General features: G+C 40.2%; 18 protein-coding genes. 14 read left to right on the forward strand and 4 right to left on the reverse strand.

The window, feature by feature from the left end:
* The first annotated feature begins 6 nt into the window (after positions 1-6).
* A complete protein-coding gene (rarD, locus tag J8M01_RS13030; RefSeq protein WP_247671129.1) occupies positions 7-885 on the forward strand; it encodes an EamA family transporter RarD in 879 nt (292 codons plus the stop codon).
* Between the two features lie 30 nt (positions 886-915).
* On the opposite strand, the gene J8M01_RS13035 is transcribed toward rarD, so the two are convergent.
* Entirely contained in the window at positions 916-2151 is a 1236-nt protein-coding gene (locus J8M01_RS13035) for a response regulator (RefSeq protein ID WP_211058264.1), read from the reverse strand.
* A gap of 489 nt (positions 2152-2640) precedes the next feature.
* On the opposite strand from J8M01_RS13035, the gene J8M01_RS13040 reads away from it, so the two are divergent.
* From J8M01_RS13040 to J8M01_RS13055, 4 genes are all read left to right on the forward strand, one after another.
* On the forward strand, positions 2641-3486 hold the full coding sequence (locus tag J8M01_RS13040) for a LysR family transcriptional regulator (RefSeq protein ID WP_211058266.1): 846 nt from the start codon (positions 2641-2643) through the stop codon (positions 3484-3486).
* 223 nt (positions 3487-3709) lie between these two features.
* A complete protein-coding gene (locus J8M01_RS13045) occupies positions 3710-4639 on the forward strand; it encodes a porin (RefSeq protein WP_211058268.1) in 930 nt (309 codons plus the stop codon).
* A gap of 483 nt (positions 4640-5122) precedes the next feature.
* Positions 5123-5572, forward strand: coding sequence for a hypothetical protein (locus tag J8M01_RS13050; RefSeq protein ID WP_211048006.1), 450 nt, complete (start codon positions 5123-5125; stop codon positions 5570-5572).
* A gap of 5 nt (positions 5573-5577) precedes the next feature.
* Positions 5578-7536 carry a hypothetical protein gene (locus tag J8M01_RS13055; protein ID WP_211058269.1) on the forward strand — a complete coding sequence of 653 codons (1959 nt, stop codon included), beginning with the start codon at positions 5578-5580 and terminating at the stop codon, positions 7534-7536.
* A 51-nt stretch (positions 7537-7587) separates the two neighbouring features.
* On the opposite strand, the gene J8M01_RS13060 is transcribed toward J8M01_RS13055, so the two are convergent.
* Both J8M01_RS13060 and yegQ read right to left on the reverse strand, forming a co-directional pair.
* On the reverse strand, positions 7588-7839 hold the full coding sequence (locus J8M01_RS13060; protein WP_211058274.1) for a YfhL family 4Fe-4S dicluster ferredoxin: 252 nt from the start codon (positions 7837-7839) through the stop codon (positions 7588-7590).
* Between the two features lie 8 nt (positions 7840-7847).
* A complete protein-coding gene (yegQ, locus tag J8M01_RS13065) occupies positions 7848-9200 on the reverse strand; it encodes a tRNA 5-hydroxyuridine modification protein YegQ (RefSeq protein WP_211058276.1) in 1353 nt (450 codons plus the stop codon).
* 257 nt (positions 9201-9457) lie between these two features.
* On the opposite strand from yegQ, the gene ndk reads away from it, so the two are divergent.
* The 9 genes from ndk to der all read left to right on the forward strand — a co-directional run bounded on the left by ndk (position 9458) and on the right by der (position 19778).
* Positions 9458-9889, forward strand: coding sequence for a nucleoside-diphosphate kinase (gene ndk / locus J8M01_RS13070; protein ID WP_192505892.1), 432 nt, complete (start codon positions 9458-9460; stop codon positions 9887-9889).
* A 202-nt stretch (positions 9890-10091) separates the two neighbouring features.
* Positions 10092-11228, forward strand: coding sequence for a bifunctional tRNA (adenosine(37)-C2)-methyltransferase TrmG/ribosomal RNA large subunit methyltransferase RlmN (locus J8M01_RS13075; protein ID WP_010364188.1), 1137 nt, complete (start codon positions 10092-10094; stop codon positions 11226-11228).
* 100 nt (positions 11229-11328) lie between these two features.
* Positions 11329-12909, forward strand: coding sequence for a type IV pilus biogenesis/stability protein PilW (gene pilW, locus J8M01_RS13080; protein WP_211058278.1), 1581 nt, complete (start codon positions 11329-11331; stop codon positions 12907-12909).
* Positions 12906-13856, forward strand: coding sequence for a RodZ domain-containing protein (locus J8M01_RS13085; RefSeq protein ID WP_211058280.1), 951 nt, complete (start codon positions 12906-12908; stop codon positions 13854-13856). Before pilW ends, J8M01_RS13085 begins: the two co-directional genes overlap by 4 nt.
* Positions 13857-13861: 5 nt before the next feature.
* Entirely contained in the window at positions 13862-14980 is a 1119-nt protein-coding gene (gene ispG / locus J8M01_RS13090; protein ID WP_210996504.1) for a flavodoxin-dependent (E)-4-hydroxy-3-methylbut-2-enyl-diphosphate synthase, read from the forward strand.
* Between the two features lie 151 nt (positions 14981-15131).
* Positions 15132-16409: a histidine--tRNA ligase gene (gene hisS, locus J8M01_RS13095; RefSeq protein WP_211048013.1), complete on the forward strand. Its 1278-nt coding sequence runs from the start codon at positions 15132-15134 to the stop codon at positions 16407-16409.
* A 9-nt stretch (positions 16410-16418) separates the two neighbouring features.
* Positions 16419-17039 carry a tetratricopeptide repeat protein gene (locus J8M01_RS13100; protein ID WP_192505887.1) on the forward strand — a complete coding sequence of 207 codons (621 nt, stop codon included), beginning with the start codon at positions 16419-16421 and terminating at the stop codon, positions 17037-17039.
* 9 nt (positions 17040-17048) lie between these two features.
* Positions 17049-18230 (forward strand): outer membrane protein assembly factor BamB, encoded by a 1182-nt coding sequence (gene bamB, locus J8M01_RS13105; protein WP_192505886.1) that lies wholly within the window; start codon positions 17049-17051, stop codon positions 18228-18230.
* Positions 18231-18302: 72 nt separating this feature from the next.
* Positions 18303-19778 (forward strand): ribosome biogenesis GTPase Der, encoded by a 1476-nt coding sequence (gene der, locus J8M01_RS13110; RefSeq protein WP_211058282.1) that lies wholly within the window; start codon positions 18303-18305, stop codon positions 19776-19778.
* Between the two features lie 84 nt (positions 19779-19862).
* Here der and J8M01_RS13115 read toward each other — a convergent pair whose 3' ends face one another.
* Positions 19863-20141, reverse strand: a complete 279-nt coding sequence (locus J8M01_RS13115) for a hypothetical protein (protein WP_211058284.1) — start codon at positions 20139-20141, stop codon at positions 19863-19865.
* Positions 20142-20148: the final 7 nt, after the last annotated feature.

The raw sequence follows: 20148 nt of genomic DNA on the forward strand, positions 1-20148 counted from the left end.
ATACATATGCCAAATAGTCTTAACAAACAAGGGTACATTTACGCAGTACTTGCATTTTTAATGTGGGGGCTTGCACCGATTTACTTTAAGCAACTCGATCATATCGATGCTTTAGAGATTTTAACTCACAGAATTGTATGGTCAGTATTGTTTTTACTGGCGATTATTGCGCTAATGAAGCAATGGCATAAAGTAGCCCCGGTCATAAAACAACCAAGATTAGTGTTGTTATTATGCTTAAGCTCCACTTTATTGGGTTTTAATTGGGGCTTATTTATATGGGCGGTCAATAATGGACATATGCTAGATGCGAGTCTCGGATATTATATTAACCCATTACTTAATGTCCTTTTGGGTGTGGTCTTTTTAGCGGAACGGTTGAGAAAATGGCAGAAAGTTGCTGTAGGGCTCGCTGTAGCCGGTGTCTCGTTACAAGTGATTAGTTTTGGCTCTTTCCCTGTTATTGCATTTTCACTGGCTAGCTCATTTGCGATTTACGGCTTATTGCGAAAGAAAATGCCTGTAGAGTCTTTGCCTGGGCTATTGCTCGAAGCTTTAATTTTATTACCCGCAGCCATTATTTACTGGTGGGTCAGTGAACCATCAACAACCACGAATATGGCTCAAAATTCAGATTTAATTAATCTACTTTTGATTAGTGCGGGCATAGTCACCACTTTGCCATTATTGTGCTTTATTGCTGCGGCTAAACGTTTAGCCTATTCAACATTAGGTTTGTTTCAATATATAGGCCCTAGTTTGATGTTTGTATTGGCTGTAGCATTATATGGGGAGTCTTTTTCTACTGAGCGTATAGTGACTTTTGCATGTATTTGGAGTGCATTGGCGCTATTTAGTTGGGATACATATCGTTCATCAAAATAACGAATAACTGGTTAGGGCAATCAGTATGCCCTAACTTACCACTCTATTTCGACCTTCCTCTTTTGCATCATAGAGCTTTACGTCGGCGGCTTTTAAAAGTGCATCTACCTTTTGCTCTGCCATAGATACAAATCCAATAGAAATAGTAAAGTGGATTTTGTGGGGAGTCATAGAGGCACTGTTTGCATCTAAATACTGCCTAAAGAGTTCTAGTTGTTTCAAGTTCTCTTCTACACTGCCTTGGAGGAAGAAAACGGCAAATTCTTCGCCGCCTAAGCGTGCCTCCAAATCATGTTCGAAGAATTTCTTGAAGCAGACCGCGAGTGCACTGAGCACATCATCTCCCGCATCGTGGCCATATTGATCATTAATACTTTTAAAATGATCAATATCAATCATTGCCAAGGTACTACTTTGTTGCTTCAGCGCTTTTGACTTAAGTACTTTAGTGGTTTGCTCGAAAAAATAACGCCGATTAGGTAATTTGGTTAAATAATCCGTATTAGCTTGAAGGCGGATAGTTGCGATATTATCGAGCATATCTACGTTCTGACTCAAACGGCAATAAAACTCTTCGGCATTAAAGGGTTTTCGGAGGTAGTCGTTCGCACCATTTTTCAAAAAGCGCGCAGATAAATGAGATGCATTAGATCCAGAAATACCAATAATGGCAATATCATCGTCACTGTAGAGTCGACGAATTTCACCACACAGCTCAACACCACTCATTCGTGGCATTTCATTATCGGTAATAACCACCGAGATCTCGGGATTGTTTTGTAGTACCTCAAGCCCTTCTTGACCATCTTTTGCCTCCAAGACCTGATACTTATGTCGCTCTAGAAGTGCGCTGATATAGCGCCTTGTTTGTCGAGAGTCATCAACAACGAGTACTTGTACATTTTCATTACGAGGTAAACGTTGTAGTTGTCTTTTTAAATATTGGTAGGCTTGCTTATTTTCTTTTGTGATGTAATCAATAATGGGATATTTTTCGACGGTTTCCCGTGTTTTGATGTCTAAATTTCCCGTCATAACGATGGTTGGAATTTCTGCCTTAATGGTGCACGGAATTGCTTCTCCGTTGGGGGCATCTGGTAAAATGAAATCAACGACGGCGCAAAAGTACTGATTTTGGCTTACAAGCGCTTTAGCTTCCGCGAGTGAACCGGCAATATCAGCCGTATAACCAGAAGACACTGCGATGTGTTTCTGTACTTTGGCAATTGTGGGTGTATCTTCAATGATAAGTATTCGTCGAGTCACTTATATAAGCCTAGTCGTTCGCTAATACGCACAACATAGTTGTAAACCTATCTCGCCAAAAAAGCAATGACTAATGTGGGGTACAGGTTTATAACTAATTGTTTTTCGTTATATTGTAATAATACTAGACGAAATAATGACGATAACAAGTAAGGAACGCAATTCCTCAATTTAGAAGGATATATCACTGCCAGTATGTTATTCCGAAATTGGTAGTGAGGCGCGCAGTGTATCGCGATACACGCTTATTAACTTGTAGGCTCATGGTATTTTCTTTGGTGACGCATTGCGAGAGTGTCTCTTATTTTCCCGCTGCTGGGTAATTAAATACCCCGTAATTTACCTCCTAACTCCCTAAGTTTTAATAATACTCAAATTGCACCACAAGTGGACTACACTTCCACAGGTTATGGCATATCAATCCCAAGTCGGCAATGTAAATTGCGAGCCAGAAAGCTACATTACGGATTTTTATATTGAGGAGAAGCAATGGACACTGAACTATTGAGGACGTTTGTAGAAGTTGTCAATACACGGCATTTTGGTCGTGCTGCGGAAGGTTTATATATTACACAGTCGGCAGTCAGCTTTAGAATTCGGCAGTTAGAGCAGAGTCTTGGTGCCACGCTTTTTATTAGGCAAAGAAATAACATTCAATTGACGGCGTCAGGGGAGCGTTTGTTGCCTCATGCGCAGATGATACTTACAGGTATGCAACGTGTGAAAGCAGAAGTGACGCTTTCCAATCATATGGTGGCACAATTATCAATCGCTGGGACGGCTAATATCTGGGATGCAGTTTTGCAGTCTAACATGGGTAAACTGGTTATTGCATTGCCTGATGTGTCATTAACTGCTGAAGTGAAAGGATTGCAAGAGTGTACCCGGTTGCTATTGGATCGAGCTTTAGATGTAGCAGTATTATTTGATCCGCCTAAAGTCGATGGATTAGTGGTTAAATCTATCGGCCACTTAAGCATCCTACCCGTTAGTACATTTGAGTGCTCGGATGCTGTGATGTTTTTTGATACTCAATATGTGTACGTTGATTGGGGAGTGACATTTTCAACTTGGCATGCAAAGCAGTTCCAGGGTCAGATGCCTTATTACTTTAAAACAAGTACTGGGCGAATTGCGCTTGATTTGATGATGAATCGTGGTGGCGGTGCTTTTATTTCACAGAACCTAATTTCTGACATGCTCAAAAGTGGCGAGGTGTACCATATTAATGTTGTGGCTGGGTCATCTAAGGAGGTGTTTGCGGTCTATCACAAAGACAGTGGTCAGTTACCTGCCATTGAGGTTGCTGTAGATTCATTGGCCGCATTTATGTAGCGGTTTTTCTGTGTAATAGGGGGCGTTGTTTTTTCATCGTCTTATATTGGTTTCGCTATTTATCATTGAATCTATGGTTATTGTGTCAGCTTGATGTCATTTTAATTTCATTTGCAAGTAGTCTTTTTTACCAAAATATTTCCCATGTAATATTTCTGTCATTATGAGCTGGCACACTGCGCCTGTCTAAAAATTACGTGTTGCGATATTGAGGAATATAAACATGAAACTAGTTAAATCAACGCTTTTGCTGTCTGTATTAAGTGCACTATCATTCAACGCCCACGCTGATGTTAAGGTGTATGGTAAAGCAAACGTATCTGTGCAATCAACAGATGAAGGTGAAGGTTCTGCAACTGAAATTAAAAGCAACGCATCGCGTTTTGGTTTTAAGGGATCAGAAAAACTAGGAAGTGATTTAGAAGTTATCTATAAGCTGGAGTTTCAGGTAGATTTGTCTGATGCGGATTCAAAAGGTGATAAAGATAACATTACAGCACGTAATCAATATGTTGGTTTAAAGGGCAGCTTCGGTGAGGTAGTGATAGGTCGAAATGATACGGCTTACAAACAATCTCAAGGCAAACTAGATCAATTCAATGACCTTGAAGGCGACATTAAAAATTTGTTTAAAGGTGAAAATAGACTCGGAAATTCTATTTCATATAAGTCGAACAGTTTTAGTGGCTTTAAATTGCTAGGGACTTTTATTGCTGAAGATGACCGCGACGGTAAGAATGGTTATTCAACCGCGCTAACATATGGTGACAGTAAACTGAAGAAGAGTTCGGTTTATGCAGCAATTGCTGTAGACAGTGAAGTAAAAGGCTATGATGCAGTTCGTTTTGCAATCCATGGTAAATTCTCTGATATTAAAGTGGGCGCGATTTACCAAATGCAGGAACGTTCAGATGGCTCAGATGAAGCTGATGGATATATGCTAAACGCGGCTTACAGTGTGGGTGCAAATACATTCAAAGCCCAATATCAAGTGATTGATTTTGATCAGGGTGACAAAATTGACGGTATTTCTGTGGGCATTGACCACAAATTGAATAAAGTCACCAAGCTATATGGCTTCTACTCAACATTTGATGGTGATAATCAAGTTGAACGTGATTATGTTGCCGCAGGTATTGAATATAAGTTCTAATAACAAGAGTAACCTCAGAAAAAAAGCTCATCATATGAGCTTTTTTTGTATTTACTAACATTAACTACTTAGTGACATTTTAAAAGTTCAACTACGTTATTGATAACCCATCAGTTTTTGTACTTCTAAGTGAAATACCCTCTCGTCTTGCGAACATACCCTTCATAAAAACGGAAATAAAGTTAAAATTCCATTATTTATAAAATGAAAATAATAAATATGGAATTTGAACGCATAACGAATATGATAGTGTTATGTTAATGGGGACTGTTTTGATATTCCAGTAGAAAAAATGTGGAAAAATCAACCTAAAGGAGGACTCTTACTGAACTTGCTCATTGATGAGGCACAAAATATTGAGGAGCTTGAGATGTATGTATCAAGTTATTTCTCCAGATCCTTACTGTAGAAATCGTGAAATACCTTAGTCATATATGATTTAACGTTTGGGGGGAAATCCCCATTTTATATTTAAGGAAGCTTATGCTTAAGCTAAAAAAGAAACTGCTTAATCATGAAGTGGTTGTGTCACTTTGTTTTTCTATTTATGGGGTTTTTCTACATTTTAACCCTGAGTTTATTGATGAGAGTAAAATAAGGATACTTTATTTCTTAACGCCAATGTTTTTTGTATATTTTATTTTCTCTCTTGTCTTCTCATTTAAATCATACAGCCATGTTGTTTTGGATAAAGATTATTTGTCTTTAGACGATGAAGAAATAAAAATGAAGGAGCTTGAGTTTGTTAATGTTTATATTTTTTATTCTTTTGAATCAATGGGGTGGGTGAGGAAAGTTAAAGTTTTCTATAAATATGTAGACGGAAGGTATTGTGATTTTTCAGGGTTTTATAAATTGAATATGGATTATAAAGAATTGCTTGATTTTTATAGCGATAATAAAAAAGTGATCATTGAAAAGAATAGTAGATAAACGGTATGTTGAGAAGAAGTCTTATTACCTTTTTTTGTTGTGCAGTGTTTTTTTTGTTTTATGAGTTGAGCCTAAGTCACTTAAATATAATTAATGAAACGCAATATGAAGAAGCTTCAGCTTCGGTGGTTAAAAAAGAGAAAGAACTATTTGAGAGCGAAAATATTAACTCGTCAACAGAAGATGTAATCTTTTTTGATGAGAAACTGATTCAGTTGGCTTATGATTCTGAACAATGTCACTCTGAATTGGCTAGTAATTTGAAGTTGTTTAATTCAGAGAAAGCTGTATTACTAGACGCGTTTCTGATGCGAAATGATATAGAAGAATCATTATATGAGTTGCGAAAAGCAAACATTATAAGTGGCGATGAATCCATTTCTTTATACAAGAATTATTATATAAATAAAGAAATTAAGAGGAAAATTGTTAAGAGTGACGATGTTTTAAAAAGCCAAGAACGGGAAAGACTGTTAGAGCGAAATAAAAAATTAGTTACTTCAATAGAAAGTAATGATGAAAATAGTGTCAATACTTGGCTTGAATCTAATTTGCATTTGTTAGATGAACATTTTTTTTGGCGTGAAAACGATCAATTTTCAATTATTTCAAGTGAAATTATTTTTGGACTGTATTGGGAAAAAATACAACAGAGTAGCAGGGATTATTTTTTTAGAACAAATAATTTAAGCTCTTCGCTTTTATACGGAGCCATTGGTGCAAATGTTAAGCCTGAGAATTTACAAGACATTGTTGATAATAGTAATAAATTAACAACTCCATTATTGCTTTCAGATGGTCATCTAGGTGATTTGCTAACAGCTTCAGTATTGTCAGAGAACATTGAGCTAACTATCGTACTAAAAAGAAGCGGTAAATTTAAAAGGGATAACCTGCTAACTCCACCAGCTAATAAGTATATTAAAGATAAGTTACTTGCGAATAATATTACTGAAAATAATATAGTTTATTTAAAAAAGTTAGCAAAGCACGGAGTTGTTCCCATCGTAGATAAAAAAGGTACTCTTTTAGGGACGGGAGGTGTTCAACTGCCAATAGAGCTAAGACATTCTATTGAATTTGAAATACAGAGCACAGTTGGAAATATTGATAGAGAAATGCTTTTAGTCGATGAAATGAGAGGGGTGTTAGACAAGAAAGAGCAGTTAAGTGAAGACAGATATCGCTGTCAAAAGCTGAAGCAAGCATTGGAAAAAATTGAACCCAACTTTCATAGTTTTAGGCCTGATGAATATTTGATAGGGAAGACAGCCAATAGTAATGCTGAGAAAGTATCTTTTCTTTTTAATATATCCCCGGTGTTATCTGAAATTTTTATTTTGGATTTAATATCAAAAGGAGATACTAAGGATTTTGCAAAGATTGATAGTAGTGTGAAGAATTTCAATGAAATAACGCCGGAGATTATTCAGCTAGGTAATCAATCTCTTCCTCATGAACAAAACTATTTGACTTACAAGTTGTACATTAGCATCGGCCAGAAAGTACTTGATATCGCAATGAAGAGTTCTTGGTATATCGATTTTTATAAGTTTCCTTCACAGGAGCTTATAACAGGTGAATATCATCACTTTTTGGTAGACTATCGAGCTGCTGGGAAAATAACGCCTTCTTTGCTGTACAAAAGCATATCAGAGCGCAATTATGATCATGCATTAGAGTTAATTGAGAGGTTTCCGTATTTAAATGGTTATAAATTCGGGAGAGATACTTTCCATTTATTTTTGGATCGAGTGATTCCTTTCAAAGTCGGTTATTTAAATAAAAAGCAAGAAGTTATTTTTGAGCACTTATTAAATAATACGATACTAGATAAATTTCATTATCAGCGTTTGCATCGACTTAAGCTCAAAATGCCTATTTATTTTAGTAAATTAACAAGGAAATACTCTCAGCTACAAGATGTAGAGTCGTACGAGGTTAGTCGTTATTTAGGACCTTAAAATCAGTTCATTGCTAAATTAGCTGTAGAGGGCTAATTTAGCATAACTACATTATGCTTGATTCGTTAAGTGTAAATACTTTTCGGCCAATTGTTCTAGGCTTTCCTGCCTATTGGGATCAGGCTTGATACAATCAATTGGGCAGACACTTACGCAAGTTGGTGTATCATAATGGCCGACACACTCAGTGCACTTATCTGGGTCTATCTCATAAATTTTCTGACCAAAATTAATGGCTTGATTCGGACATTCCGGATCACACATGTCACAGTTAATACATTTATTATTAATTAACAAAGCCATCGTTAATCCTATTTAAATGGGTTTCGTGTATCTTGGTTTTCACCCAAATTACGCATTAAAATAGCATGATCTAAGTTAATGTCTTCTGGAAGTGGGATCTGTACAATATGACCAGACCCTTTTGCATCTTCAATACGCTGTCCTTTTTTGTTTTCCATATGCGCTAAATTAAAGGCAATATTGCCCTTTGGGGTCATGAGTTCAAGACTATGGCCGGTACAAAATTTGTTTTTAACATCTATTTTAACTAGACCATTGCTTTGTCTGCCAAGGATTTCACCCACAAATTGTTGTTTGTCACTGATTGAATGGCCGTATTCATAGTTTTGATAGTCTTGATGCGCATGCCTTTTTAAAAAACCTTCGGTGTAACCTCTGTGTGCTAGGTTCTCTAGTGTGTGCATTAATGTCGGATCAAAAGGTTTACCTGCTACCGCATCGTCTATTGCTTTTCTATAGACTTGTGCCGTGCGGGCAACATAGTAAAAAGACTTGGTTCTGCCTTCAATTTTGAGGCTATGTACACCCATTTTTGTAAGTTGCTCGACGTATTGTACCGCACGTAAATCTTTTGAATTCATGATGTAAGTACCATGCTCATCTTCAAAAGCGGGCATATATTCGCCTGGTCGACCAGGCTCTTCTAGCATAAAGGTCGAATTGGTGGGCGCACCTAAGCCGAGTGTTGGGACCACAGCATTGGGGTCAATTTGATGTACAAGATCGCCGGTTTCATTTTCTTTAGCAGGCTTTGCATCATATTCCCAGCGGCACGCGTTGGTGCATGTCCCTTGATTTGGATCGCGCTTATTAATGTATCCCGATAGCAAGCAGCGACCAGAGTACGCCATACATAAAGCGCCATGTACAAAAACCTCTAATTCTGTATTAGGGCACAGAGTGCGAATTTCGTTAATTTCATCAAGGGATAATTCACGAGACAAAATAACGCGCTCTATCCCCTGTTGTGCCCAAAACTTTACGCTGGCAAAATTAACGGCATTGGCCTGCACAGATAAATGGATCGGCATATCTGGCCATTTTTCTCGTACTAACATGATCAAGCCCGGATCCGACATGATCAACGCATCTGGCTGCATAGCAATAACGGGTTCAATATCTCTTAGATAGGTTTTTACTTTACTATTGTGTGGGGCAATATTTGATACGACATACAGTTTTTTATTTTGTTGATGTGCTTCATTGATACCCAGAGATAGGTTGTCTAAATCAAACTCGTTATTACGTACTCTCAAGCTGTAACGCGGCTGCCCTGCGTAAACTGCATCTGCACCATACGCAAAAGCGTAACGCATATTCTTTATACTACCTGCAGGTGAAAGGAGTTCTGGTATAAACATAGTAAATAAACCTCATCATAGAACTGGGTACAAACCAGCTGTTGGGGCCAAAAATTGACGTGAAAGTGAAAAGCGGCGCAGTATAATAGCCACTTGGTTGCGGCTATTTGATGCAGATCATTATTTCATTGACTGACCATTTACTTTGCCTCTCTTTTTCCTTGTCAAGATAGCGGGCGAATCTAGTAGGTTTTTTCTAGCAAAAAGCGTATAATTCGCGGCCGTTAATATTCATAAACTATTTTGGAGCAAAAAAGATGGCTTTAGAGCGTACTTTTTCAATCATCAAGCCTGATGCGGTAGCTAAAAACCACATCGGTGCAATCTATAACCGTTTCGAATCAGCTGGTCTTAAGATCGTTGCTTCTAAAATGGTTCACCTTTCTCAAGAGAAAGCTGAAGGTTTCTACGCAGAGCACAAAGAACGTCCTTTCTTTGGCGCACTTGTTTCTTTCATGACGTCTGGTCCAGTAATGGTTCAGGTTCTTGAAGGTGAGAACGCAGTACTTAAAAACCGTGAAATCATGGGTGCTACTAACCCTGCTGAAGCACTAGCTGGTACTTTACGTGCTGACTACGCAGACAGCATTGATGAGAATGCGGTACACGGTTCAGATGCTCCAGAGTCTGCTGCACGTGAAATCGCTTACTTCTTCGCTGAAGAAGAGCTTTGCGCACGCACTCGTTAATATCGAGTGTAAGCAAAGGAAAGAAGGGCTTTCGAGCCCTTTTTTTGTCTCTGTTTAAAGTCTGTTTTGCAAAATGTTTAACCAGCCTTTGGTATGAACCTTTTGCAAAGCAATCAACAATGATTGTTAAGCTTGCCTGTTTTTTGTACAATGCGCGGCTACCTTATCGTTGTTATACCGTCACCTGAATTGAGGTTGTTTCATGGCCACCACTGAGAAAAAAATTAACTTACTTGATCTTAATCGCGAGGGGATGCGCGAACTTTTTGCATCGTACGGAGAAAAGCCGTTTCGCGCGGATCAGGTGATGAAATGGATTTATCATTTTGGTATTGATGATTTTGAGCAAATGAGCAATATCAACAAAAAGCTTAAAGCAAAATTATCTGCTGACTGTGAGATTGTCGCGCCAGAGATCTCAGTTCGACAAGAAGCCAGCGATGGCACCATCAAGTACGCTTTGGTACTTGAAGGTGGGCAGGAAGTTGAAACTGTGTGGATCCCAGATAAAGACCGAGCCACATTATGTGTGTCTTCACAAGTTGGTTGTGCACTTGAGTGTACATTTTGCTCGACGGCTCAGCAGGGCTTTAATCGCAATCTAAAAGTATCTGAAATTATTGGTCAAGTATGGCGAGTGGCAAAAGATATTGGTTTACATGATGGTGATAGCACTAAGCGCCCAGTGACGAACGTTGTAATGATGGGGATGGGTGAGCCACTACTTAACGTGAACAATGTTGTTCCTGCGATGGAATTGATGATGGATGATTGGGCATTTGGTTTATCTAAGCGCCGTGTCACTTTGAGTACGTCAGGGGTAGTGCCGGCACTCGACATTTTGAAAGAGCGTATTGATGTGGCGCTGGCTATTTCGCTGCACGCACCAACCAATGATTTACGTGATGTTTTGGTGCCAATTAATAAAAAGTACCCAATTGAAGAGTTTTTAGCGGCTTGTCGTCGTTATATTGATGGTTCTAAAGCCAATAAAGATGTCACTATTGAGTATGTCATGCTGCAAGGTATTAATGACAGCACAGATCAAGCTCATGAACTTGTAAAAGTATTAAAAGGGACACCATCAAAAATTAATTTGATCCCATTCAATCCATTCCCTGGTAACGAATATGGTCGTTCAAGTAATAGCCGGATAGACCGCTTCTCTAAAGTATTACAAGCCGCAGGTTTGACTTGTATTGTGCGCCGCACACGAGGCGATGATATCGATGCAGCTTGCGGCCAATTGGTGGGGGACGTTGTCGATAGAACGAAACGTTTAGCGAAAAAACAAATGCGTGAAGATAACGCGATTGCGGTTTCTGTGAAGGCCAGCTAAGTAAATTAGTTTATTAAAGCCCTTTTGTCTAAAAAACAGATGAAACATAAGGGCTTTTAGGTAATATAGAGGCTCGATGTTATTACATAATGGGTGGTGCATGCGTTCTTGCTTAATATTATCTGTGGCTTTGCTTTGTTTATCTGGGTGCGTCACTGAAACGAGCTCGGTCACACGTAACAATCCTAGTGCCAAGAATACAGTGAGTAGTCAAGATGCTGCTAAAACGCGGATTGCACTCGCGATGCAGTATTTAAATGCAGGCAATACTACTCAAGCTAAGTTTAATCTAGAAAAGGCTGCTTCCTTTGCCCCTCACCTCACCGAAGTCCATTATGCTCTGGCATATTATTATGAAAAAGTCGGTGAACAACAATGGGCCAAAAAAGCATACTTAAAAGCACTGGCACTAAACCCTGATGATCCAAATGCGTTAAATAACTACGGCACTTTTTTGTGCCGTATTGAGGATTACGATGGCGCACGTGCACAGTTATTGAAAGCCATTAATATTCCAAGTTATTTGAGAGTTGCGCAAAGTTATGAAAATTTAGCGCTATGTGCTGTCAAGCAAGACAAGTTTGACTTGGCCTTAGAGTATTTAGAAAATGCAGTCCAGCATAATGGAAGAAGCCAGTCGGCATTGATTGGACTAGCTGCACTTTTTTATGCAAAAAGTGACTTACATCAAGCCGAAAATATTCTTGAGGCTTATCGCAACAGGGGGTTTATGTCTGCTAGAGCCCTACTATTAGAACACTTACTGCATCAAAGAATGGGGCATTTAGAGCGTGCAGAATCATTGTCAACAACCTTAATTCAAAACTACCCTAACTCAAGGCAAGCCGCTTTATTATTGCGTGAAAAGGTGCTTGAGTCTGAGTTTGAAAAATTAACAGAGCAGTATCGTCAAGCGCAAATAAAGAAAATAACTAAAACGGGATCAGGGCGTGTCATAAATGAACCCAAGATCAAAGTTACGCGTAAAAAAGTAGCGAAGCAAACAGCCTCTGTGGTTAAACAAGCCGCTGATGTTTCACAAGCGAGTATTTCTTTACGTCAAAACACCGAGAAATACACGGGAAGTTCACCCACAATTACGCCTGTAGCGAGCACAGTCAAAAGTACTCAATTACCTGTGAAAGCACACGTTAATGAAGACAGTATACGGGTAATTTCATTTGGAGAAAGTACCGAGACGTCAGACACAGGCCAAGGCACTGTCAAGTTTTATAAACCAGACCCAAGCAAGGTGATTTTTAAAAAATCTGCCGCTCATTCGACTGATATCATCGCAGAAGAAAGCCGTCGAGATCATTCCGTGAATATGACTGTGCCTTTGCTTAACAGTGAGGTAGTAATGCCGAATGTGCCGTTTCACATAATGAAGGTAGCTGAAAACCTTTTTAGTTTATCGGTTCGTTATGATATCAAAATAGCGAAATTATTAACGTGGAATGGCCTGAAAGCCTCAGACAAAGTGAAAGCAGGCAGTAAAATCTTTTTGAATAATCCACATATAACCTATGCTATTCAGTCAGATGACACCTTGTATAATATTGCGACTCAGCATGGATTGCAGATCGATGATTTAATGCGATGGAACAAATTAACACCCGACGTGATCTTGAGTGAAGGTCATAGTTTACTAATTGTAGATCCAAACAGTTACATTTTATGAATCAAGAACTTACCGAACAACAAGACGTACCACCTACTTTAGGCTATACATTGCAAGTGGCTCGAGAAGCTGCTGGGTTTTCCATCGAAGAAATTGCTGAGCGTTTAAAGTTAAGTCCACAACAAATAAATCAGCTTGAACGAGATGACTACGATAAACTTGGACCATTAACGTTTATTCGAGGTTATTTAAAGAGCTATTGCGCTATTTTACAGTTACCGGCCAAAGAAACGATGGGCTTATTTAAAAGCCCTGAAAAGCAAGCTGTAAGCAAAAAAATGCAAAGTTTTTCCCGTCGCACTGAAAAAGAAGCGAGCGATAATCGTTTAATGATTATTAGTTATGTGATTTTGATAGTGACATTAGGCGCTTCTGGTCTTTGGTGGTGGCAATCAACGGATACAACTTCGCAATTAGATATCAAAAACACAGAGCCTGCACTTGAAAACACTGAAGCTATCACGGCAATGCGTGCTGATGGGCGCATTGACGGATCAATCAACGAGCAGATAAATGAAGATGTGGATGAAAAGAGAGTTGAAGTTCAAAATCAGGCTGAGGCTGTGTTGGAATCAAGAGAAAACTTTGGTGAAGCAGGTATAGTTAGTGATGACATTGTTTTAGAGACTCAAAACATGCCATTAAATACGGTGGCAGATCCAGAGACATCAACCATCGAAGAGCAAGCTTTACCAGAAGGTGTTAGCACAATAGTGATGAGATTCAGTGATGACTGTTGGGTAGAAATATTTGATGCAACACAAGAGCGCGTAGCATTTGGGATTAAAAAAGCAGGGTATACTATGACTGTGCAGGGTAAGGCACCGTTTGCTGTGATCCTAAACAAGCATTTGATGGTAGATGTTGAATTAGATGGTCAACGTGTTGATTTAACATCTTTACCGAAGAACCGATTAGCAAAATTTAAATTACCGTTAGTAGAGTAACCGTCATGTTTTCAGAATCACCTATTAAGCGCAGAAAGTCGACCCGAATAAACGTAGGCCATGTTCCTATTGGTGACGGTGCCCCTATTGCCGTGCAATCAATGACTAACACTAATACCATGGATGTTGACGCAACGGTTGCACAGATCCAAGCAATTCAAGATGCCGGGGCTGATATTGTACGTGTTTCAGTGCCAACCATGGATGCTGCTGAAGCGTTTAAGAGTATTAAAGAGCAAGTTGATATTCCTTTGGTAACGGACATTCATTTTGATTACCGTATAGCGCTTAAAGTAGCTGAATATGGGGCAGATTGTTTGCGTATTAATCCTGGTAACATTGGCAGCGAAGACAGAATACGTGCTGTGGTTGATGCGGCGGGTGAACGCAATATCCCAATTCGAATTGGGGTTAATGGCGGATCTCTAGAGCGAGATTTACAAGAAAAGTACGGTGAGCCAACACCTGAGGCGTTACTAGAGTCAGCGATGCGCCATGTAGAAATATTACAACGTTTGAAGTTTGATCAGTTTAAAGTATCTGTTAAGGCTTCTGATGTATTTTTAGCTGTTGGGGCCTATCGTTTGTTAGCAAAAGAAATCGATCAGCCATTACACTTAGGGATAACGGAAGCGGGTGGCTTTAGATCTGGATCTGTGAAGTCAGCAGTGGGACTGGGCATGTTATTGGCTGAAGGTATTGGTGATACATTGCGGGTATCATTAGCAGCGGATCCGGTTCAAGAAATCAAAGTGGGCTTTGATATATTGAAGTCGTTACGCATTCGTTCGCGAGGCATTAACTTTATTGCATGTCCGAGTTGTTCACGTCAAGAATTTGATGTGGTTAATACCATGAACCAACTGGAAGAGCGTTTAGAAGATATCGTAACACCAATGTCAGTCTCTGTAATCGGCTGTGTGGTGAATGGACCGGGTGAAGCTTTAATCAGTGATATTGGCCTTGCAGGTGCAAACCGACGCTCAGGGTTGTATATTAATGGCGAACGTCAAAAAATGCGTATTGATAATGATAATATTGTTGAGCAGTTAGAAGCGCAAGTACGTGATTTTGTCGCAAAGAAAGAAGCACAGCCTGCGATAGATATAAAAATAGTCGAATAATGGTAATAACTAAGCGACTCATATGGGATTATCTGCGTTGAGTCGTTTACGTTTTAAGCGAGCGCGGTATAATGAGCGATTAATTTTCAGCGCATTGTTGTGCGTTTAGCGTGCTTGTATCAGTTTTAATAATTTTTAGTTAGGATTTTCAGTGGCGAAACAAATTCAGGCAGTTCGTGGAATGAACGATTGTCTGCCAGGTACTACACAGATTTGGCAGAAAGTAGAGCAAACATTACGTCAAACGGTGGCGTCTTATGGTTATCAAGAGATCCGTTTTCCTGTTGTAGAATCTACTGACTTATTTAAACGCTCTATCGGTGAAGTTACCGATATTGTTGAAAAAGAAATGTATACCTTTGAAGACCGCAGTGGGGATAGTCTTACTTTACGACCAGAAGGGACTGCGGTGTGCGTGCGTGCTGGTAATCAAAATGGTTTGTTATATAACCAAGAGCAACGCTTGTGGTACATGGGTCCAATGTTCCGTCATGAACGTCCTCAAAAAGGTCGCTATCGTCAATTCCATCAGTTTGGCGTAGAAACATTTGGTATGGCCAGCGCAGATATTGATGCGGAAGTTATTTTATTGACAGCGCGTTTATGGCAAGCATTTGGTATAACAGAACATGTACGATTAGAGCTAAATTCACTGGGCTCAAATGAAGCGCGTGCTGAATATCGAGATGCGCTTGTGGCGTTTTTAGAACAGCATATTGAGCATTTAGATGAAGACAGTAAGCGCCGTATGCATTCAAACCCGCTACGAGTATTGGATAGTAAAAACCCTGATGTGCAGGCTATTTTAGTTAATGCGCCAAAACTATCAGAGCATTTAGATGAAGAATCTCGCACACATTTTGCAAATTTATGTGAACGTTTGGATGCAGCTGGCGTCAGATATCAGGTTAACGAAAAGTTGGTTCGTGGTTTAGATTATTACAATCGCACTGTATTTGAGTGGGTGACAGATAGTTTAGGCGCACAAGGGACAGTATGTGCCGGTGGCCGTTATGATGGATTAGTAGAACAACTCGGTGGTAAAGCAACCCCTGCGGTTGGATTTGCTATGGGGTTAGAACGTCTAGTGTTGATGCTGCAAGAGTTAGAGTGTGTTGGCGAGCTTCGTCGTAACGCGGATGTATACGTTGCGGCAATGGGTGATAAAGCCAGCATTCAGGCTCCGGTGATTGCAGAGGAACTGCGTAGCGACGTAATGGGTTTACGTGTTATGGTGCACGCAGGTGGCGGCAACTTCAAAAAACAATTAAAACGCGCAGATAAAAGTGACGCTCTTGTTGCTTTGATCTTAGGTGAAGACGAATTGGCTGAAGGTAAAGTAACCGTTAAATATCTTCGCGAACAAAAAGAACAAGTTACCTTGTCAATAGCTGAGGTTAAGGCCTTGCTATCAGACTTGGCTGGATAAGAGGTAAGAATGGAAATTTATTCAACAGATGAACAACAAGCAGAAGCAATAAAGCAGTTTTTCCGTGATAATGGGGTGTCTTTAGCGCTAGGTATTGTGATTGGCCTTGGTGGTTTATATGGCTGGAAGGCATATAACCAAAACCAAATTAGCAATGCAGAAGCTGCGTCTAGTGCGTATAGCAGTATTGCTGAAAGTGGGGAGATTTTAGCTAGTGCAGACTCTTTTATTAAAGATAATGCCGAGTCAAACTATGCGGTGTTGGCTGCGTTTGTTGCGGCAAAAGAAGCTGTAGATAGTAATCAATACGGTGTTGCGGCTGAGAAATTGCGCTTTGCTGCAGATTCTGTAAAGAATCCAGAATTAAAGGCAACAGCTTTAACTCGTTTAGCACGAGTGCAACTAGCAGATAAAAAGCTAGATGATGCACTGGCTACTTTAGAAGCCGTAATGCCCACTAGTTTTAATGCCCAAGTATCAGAAATTAGAGGTGATGTGTACCTTGAAAAAGGTGATAAGCAATCGGCTCGAACACATTATCAAGCTGCTGTTTCTGCAAGTGAAGATGGCAATAATACGTTACTACAAAATAAGCTAGATGATTTAGCCATTGCGCAGACCGCAGTATAAGGAGCTAAAATGAAACAGCTTAGTATAGCCACTTTAGCGCTGTGTATGGCGTCGTTGTTGGGTGGGTGTTCATCAAATGATGAAGATGAAGAAGTTTTAGTATTACCTGAGATAAATAACCAGTTTGAAACACAAGTTCAGTGGCAAGAAAGTGTGGGAAGCGGTGTCGAGCATTACTTTTCTCGGTTAACGCCGACTGTATACGAAGACACCGTCTTTGTTGCTGAACGCTATGGTGAAGTTAAAGCGTTAGATGTAAATACGGGTAAAACACTCTGGGAAACCGATTCACGTAAAAACCAAGCCTTTTGGCCTTGGGAAGACAGCGATAGTGCGAAGCTTTCAGGTGGTATCTTACAAGCTTTTGGTAAAATTTATATTGGCTCAGAGCATGGTGAAGTGATTGCTTTAGACCGTGAAACGGGTGCAATCGTGTGGCGTAAAGCCGTGCCTGGAGAAGCGTTATCTTCACCTGCGGCGGGCGATGGGTTAATTTATGTCAACCTAGGGTCAGGTAAGTTGCTTGCGTTACACCCAGATACCGGTGAAGAGCGTTGGCGGCATGAACAAGAAGTTCCGGCATTAACACTGAGAGGTTTGAGTTCACCTACGAGTGCAAATGGTGGAGTGCTGTTCGGTGAAGAAAGTGGTAAACTATCAGTATTAATTGCTGAAAATGGTTATTCCGCGTGGAGCGTTGATGTTGCCTTGGCAAAAGGTGCGTCAGAGTTTGAGCGATTGGTTGATGTTGATACAAAACCATTAGTGAGTGGCACCAATGTATACGCAATTGCGTATAATGGCAATTTAGCTGCTGTTGACGTACGAAACGGCAATGTCGTTTGGAAACGAGAGTACAGTAGTTATAGAGATTTTAGCATTGAAACCAATTCCATCTATATTGTAGATAGCGAAGGTGTTATTTATGCACTAGATAAGGACTCAGGCATTGAACGTTGGAGTCAACCTGCGTTACGTGGGTGGTACTTAACGACGCCTACAGTGGCTGGGAACTATTTAGTTGTAGGTGACCAAGAAGGTAATCTACACTGGTTAGATAAACAAAGTGGTCAGCTAGTATCAAGAGAAAGTTTTGATAGCTCTGGGTTTTTTGTTGAACCTGTGATTGCTGGCGACAAGCTAATTGTATACACCCGCGATGGTGAAGTTAGCGCCGTTAAAATTCCATAACACTTAGTTATTATTAAGTTTGTTAAGGCTTCGCTTTGCGAAGCCTTTTGTTGTTTATTAAAGAGGTAGTCTATGCTTCCTGTGATCGCTCTTGTAGGGCGACCTAATGTGGGTAAATCCACGCTATTTAACCGTTTAACACGTACTCGTGACGCGTTGGTTGCGGATTTCCCAGGTCTAACACGTGACCGTAAATATGGCCAAGCCAGTTACGATGGATATGAATTTATCGTTGTGGATACCGGTGGTATTGATGGTTCTGAAGAAGGCATTGAAACGGAAATGGCTGAGCAATCGCTGTTGGCGATTGAAGAGGCGGATATTGTTCTGTTTTTAGTGGATGCTCGAGCAGGAATGAACGCTGCAGATCAGGCTATTGCACAGCACTTGCGTAAACAGCAAAAGAAATGTTTTCTTGTTGCGAACAAAACGGATGGGATTGATGCCGATTCAAATTGTGCAGAGTTTTACCAGCTAGCGATCGGCGAAGTGTATCAGATTGCTGCTGCGCATGGCCGTGGTATTACCCAGTTGTTAGATCTCACTTTACAGCCTGTGATTGCAGAGCTAGCGGCTGAAGAAGATGAACTAGCGCAAGATGATGCTGACTTGGCTGATTTATATCTCGAAGGTGATGAAGCGGCGCATGAAGATGGTAAAACTGGTTTTGAAGACAAGCCTGTAAAGCTTGCCATTATTGGTCGTCCTAATGTAGGTAAATCCACGTTAACCAACCGTATTTTAGGTGAAGAACGGGTTATTGTTTATGATATGCCCGGTACGACCCGAGATTCAGTTTATATTCCAATGACGCGTAATGAGCGCGAGTATGTTTTGATTGACACCGCTGGTGTTCGAAAACGTAAGAAAGTCAGCGATGTTGTGGAGAAGTTCTCAGTCATCAAAACATTGAAGGCCATTGAAGATGCGAACGTGGTGTTGATTGTTGTGGATGCCCGTGAAGGTATCTCAGATCAAGACTTAAGCTTGTTAGGTTTTGCGTTAAACGCAGGACGTTCACTGGTGATCGCGGTCAACAAATGGGATGGCCTAGATGATTACGTAAAAGAGCGAATTAAGACTGAGCTTGACCGTCGTCTAGGGTTTATTGATTTTGCCCGCTTGCATTTCATTTCGGCACTGCATGGTACAGGTGTTGGTCATTTATTTGAATCGGTAGATGAAGCGTATGCGTCTGCAACTAAGCGTATTAGTACAGCAATGCTTCGTCGTATAATGGATATGGCACAGGCCGATCACCAACCGCCACTGGTGCGTGGTCGTCGAGTGAAACTCAAGTATGCCCATGCAGGGGGATATAACCCCCCAAGAATCGTGATTCACGGTAATCAAGTCCACGATTTGCCTGATAGTTATAAGCGTTACTTGATGAACTATTATCGAAAAGCTTTGAATATCATGGGCACACCGATAAAAATTGAATTTAGAGAAGGGGACAACCCATTCTCAGGACGCACAAATAAGATGACGCTGTCGCAAAAGCGTAAGCTCAGAGCATTTACTAAAGAAAACCGTAATAAGTCATAATGATTTGATTACCCATGAAATGGCGCCATTGAGCGCCATTTTTGTTGGTGGTGTATGTATTTTAAGTGAACGATGCTGATACGCTTAAGGTTTTCTCAGCCTCAATGATTTAATGTAACAGATATATGCCCCCACACCAGCGGTTGGCAGCGTTAATAGTGCAGCCCAACCTGCGGTGTAACTTACGGCGAGTATCATGCCAATATCATAATTAAAAATCCTACAGTCCGTCGGTAGTGCTTCTTTCACCGTACATTGTAGTAGTGCTACTGTGAGCTCTGCACTCATTACAATGAGCAAGGGGAACATGGCCAGTACTGCAAGGTATCTCGCCAGTCTTTGCAGTTTTATTTTACATAACATTTTGTAT

The organism is Pseudoalteromonas sp. MMG005 (assembly GCF_018101015.1).
GTDB lineage: Bacteria > Pseudomonadota > Gammaproteobacteria > Enterobacterales > Alteromonadaceae > Pseudoalteromonas > Pseudoalteromonas aurantia.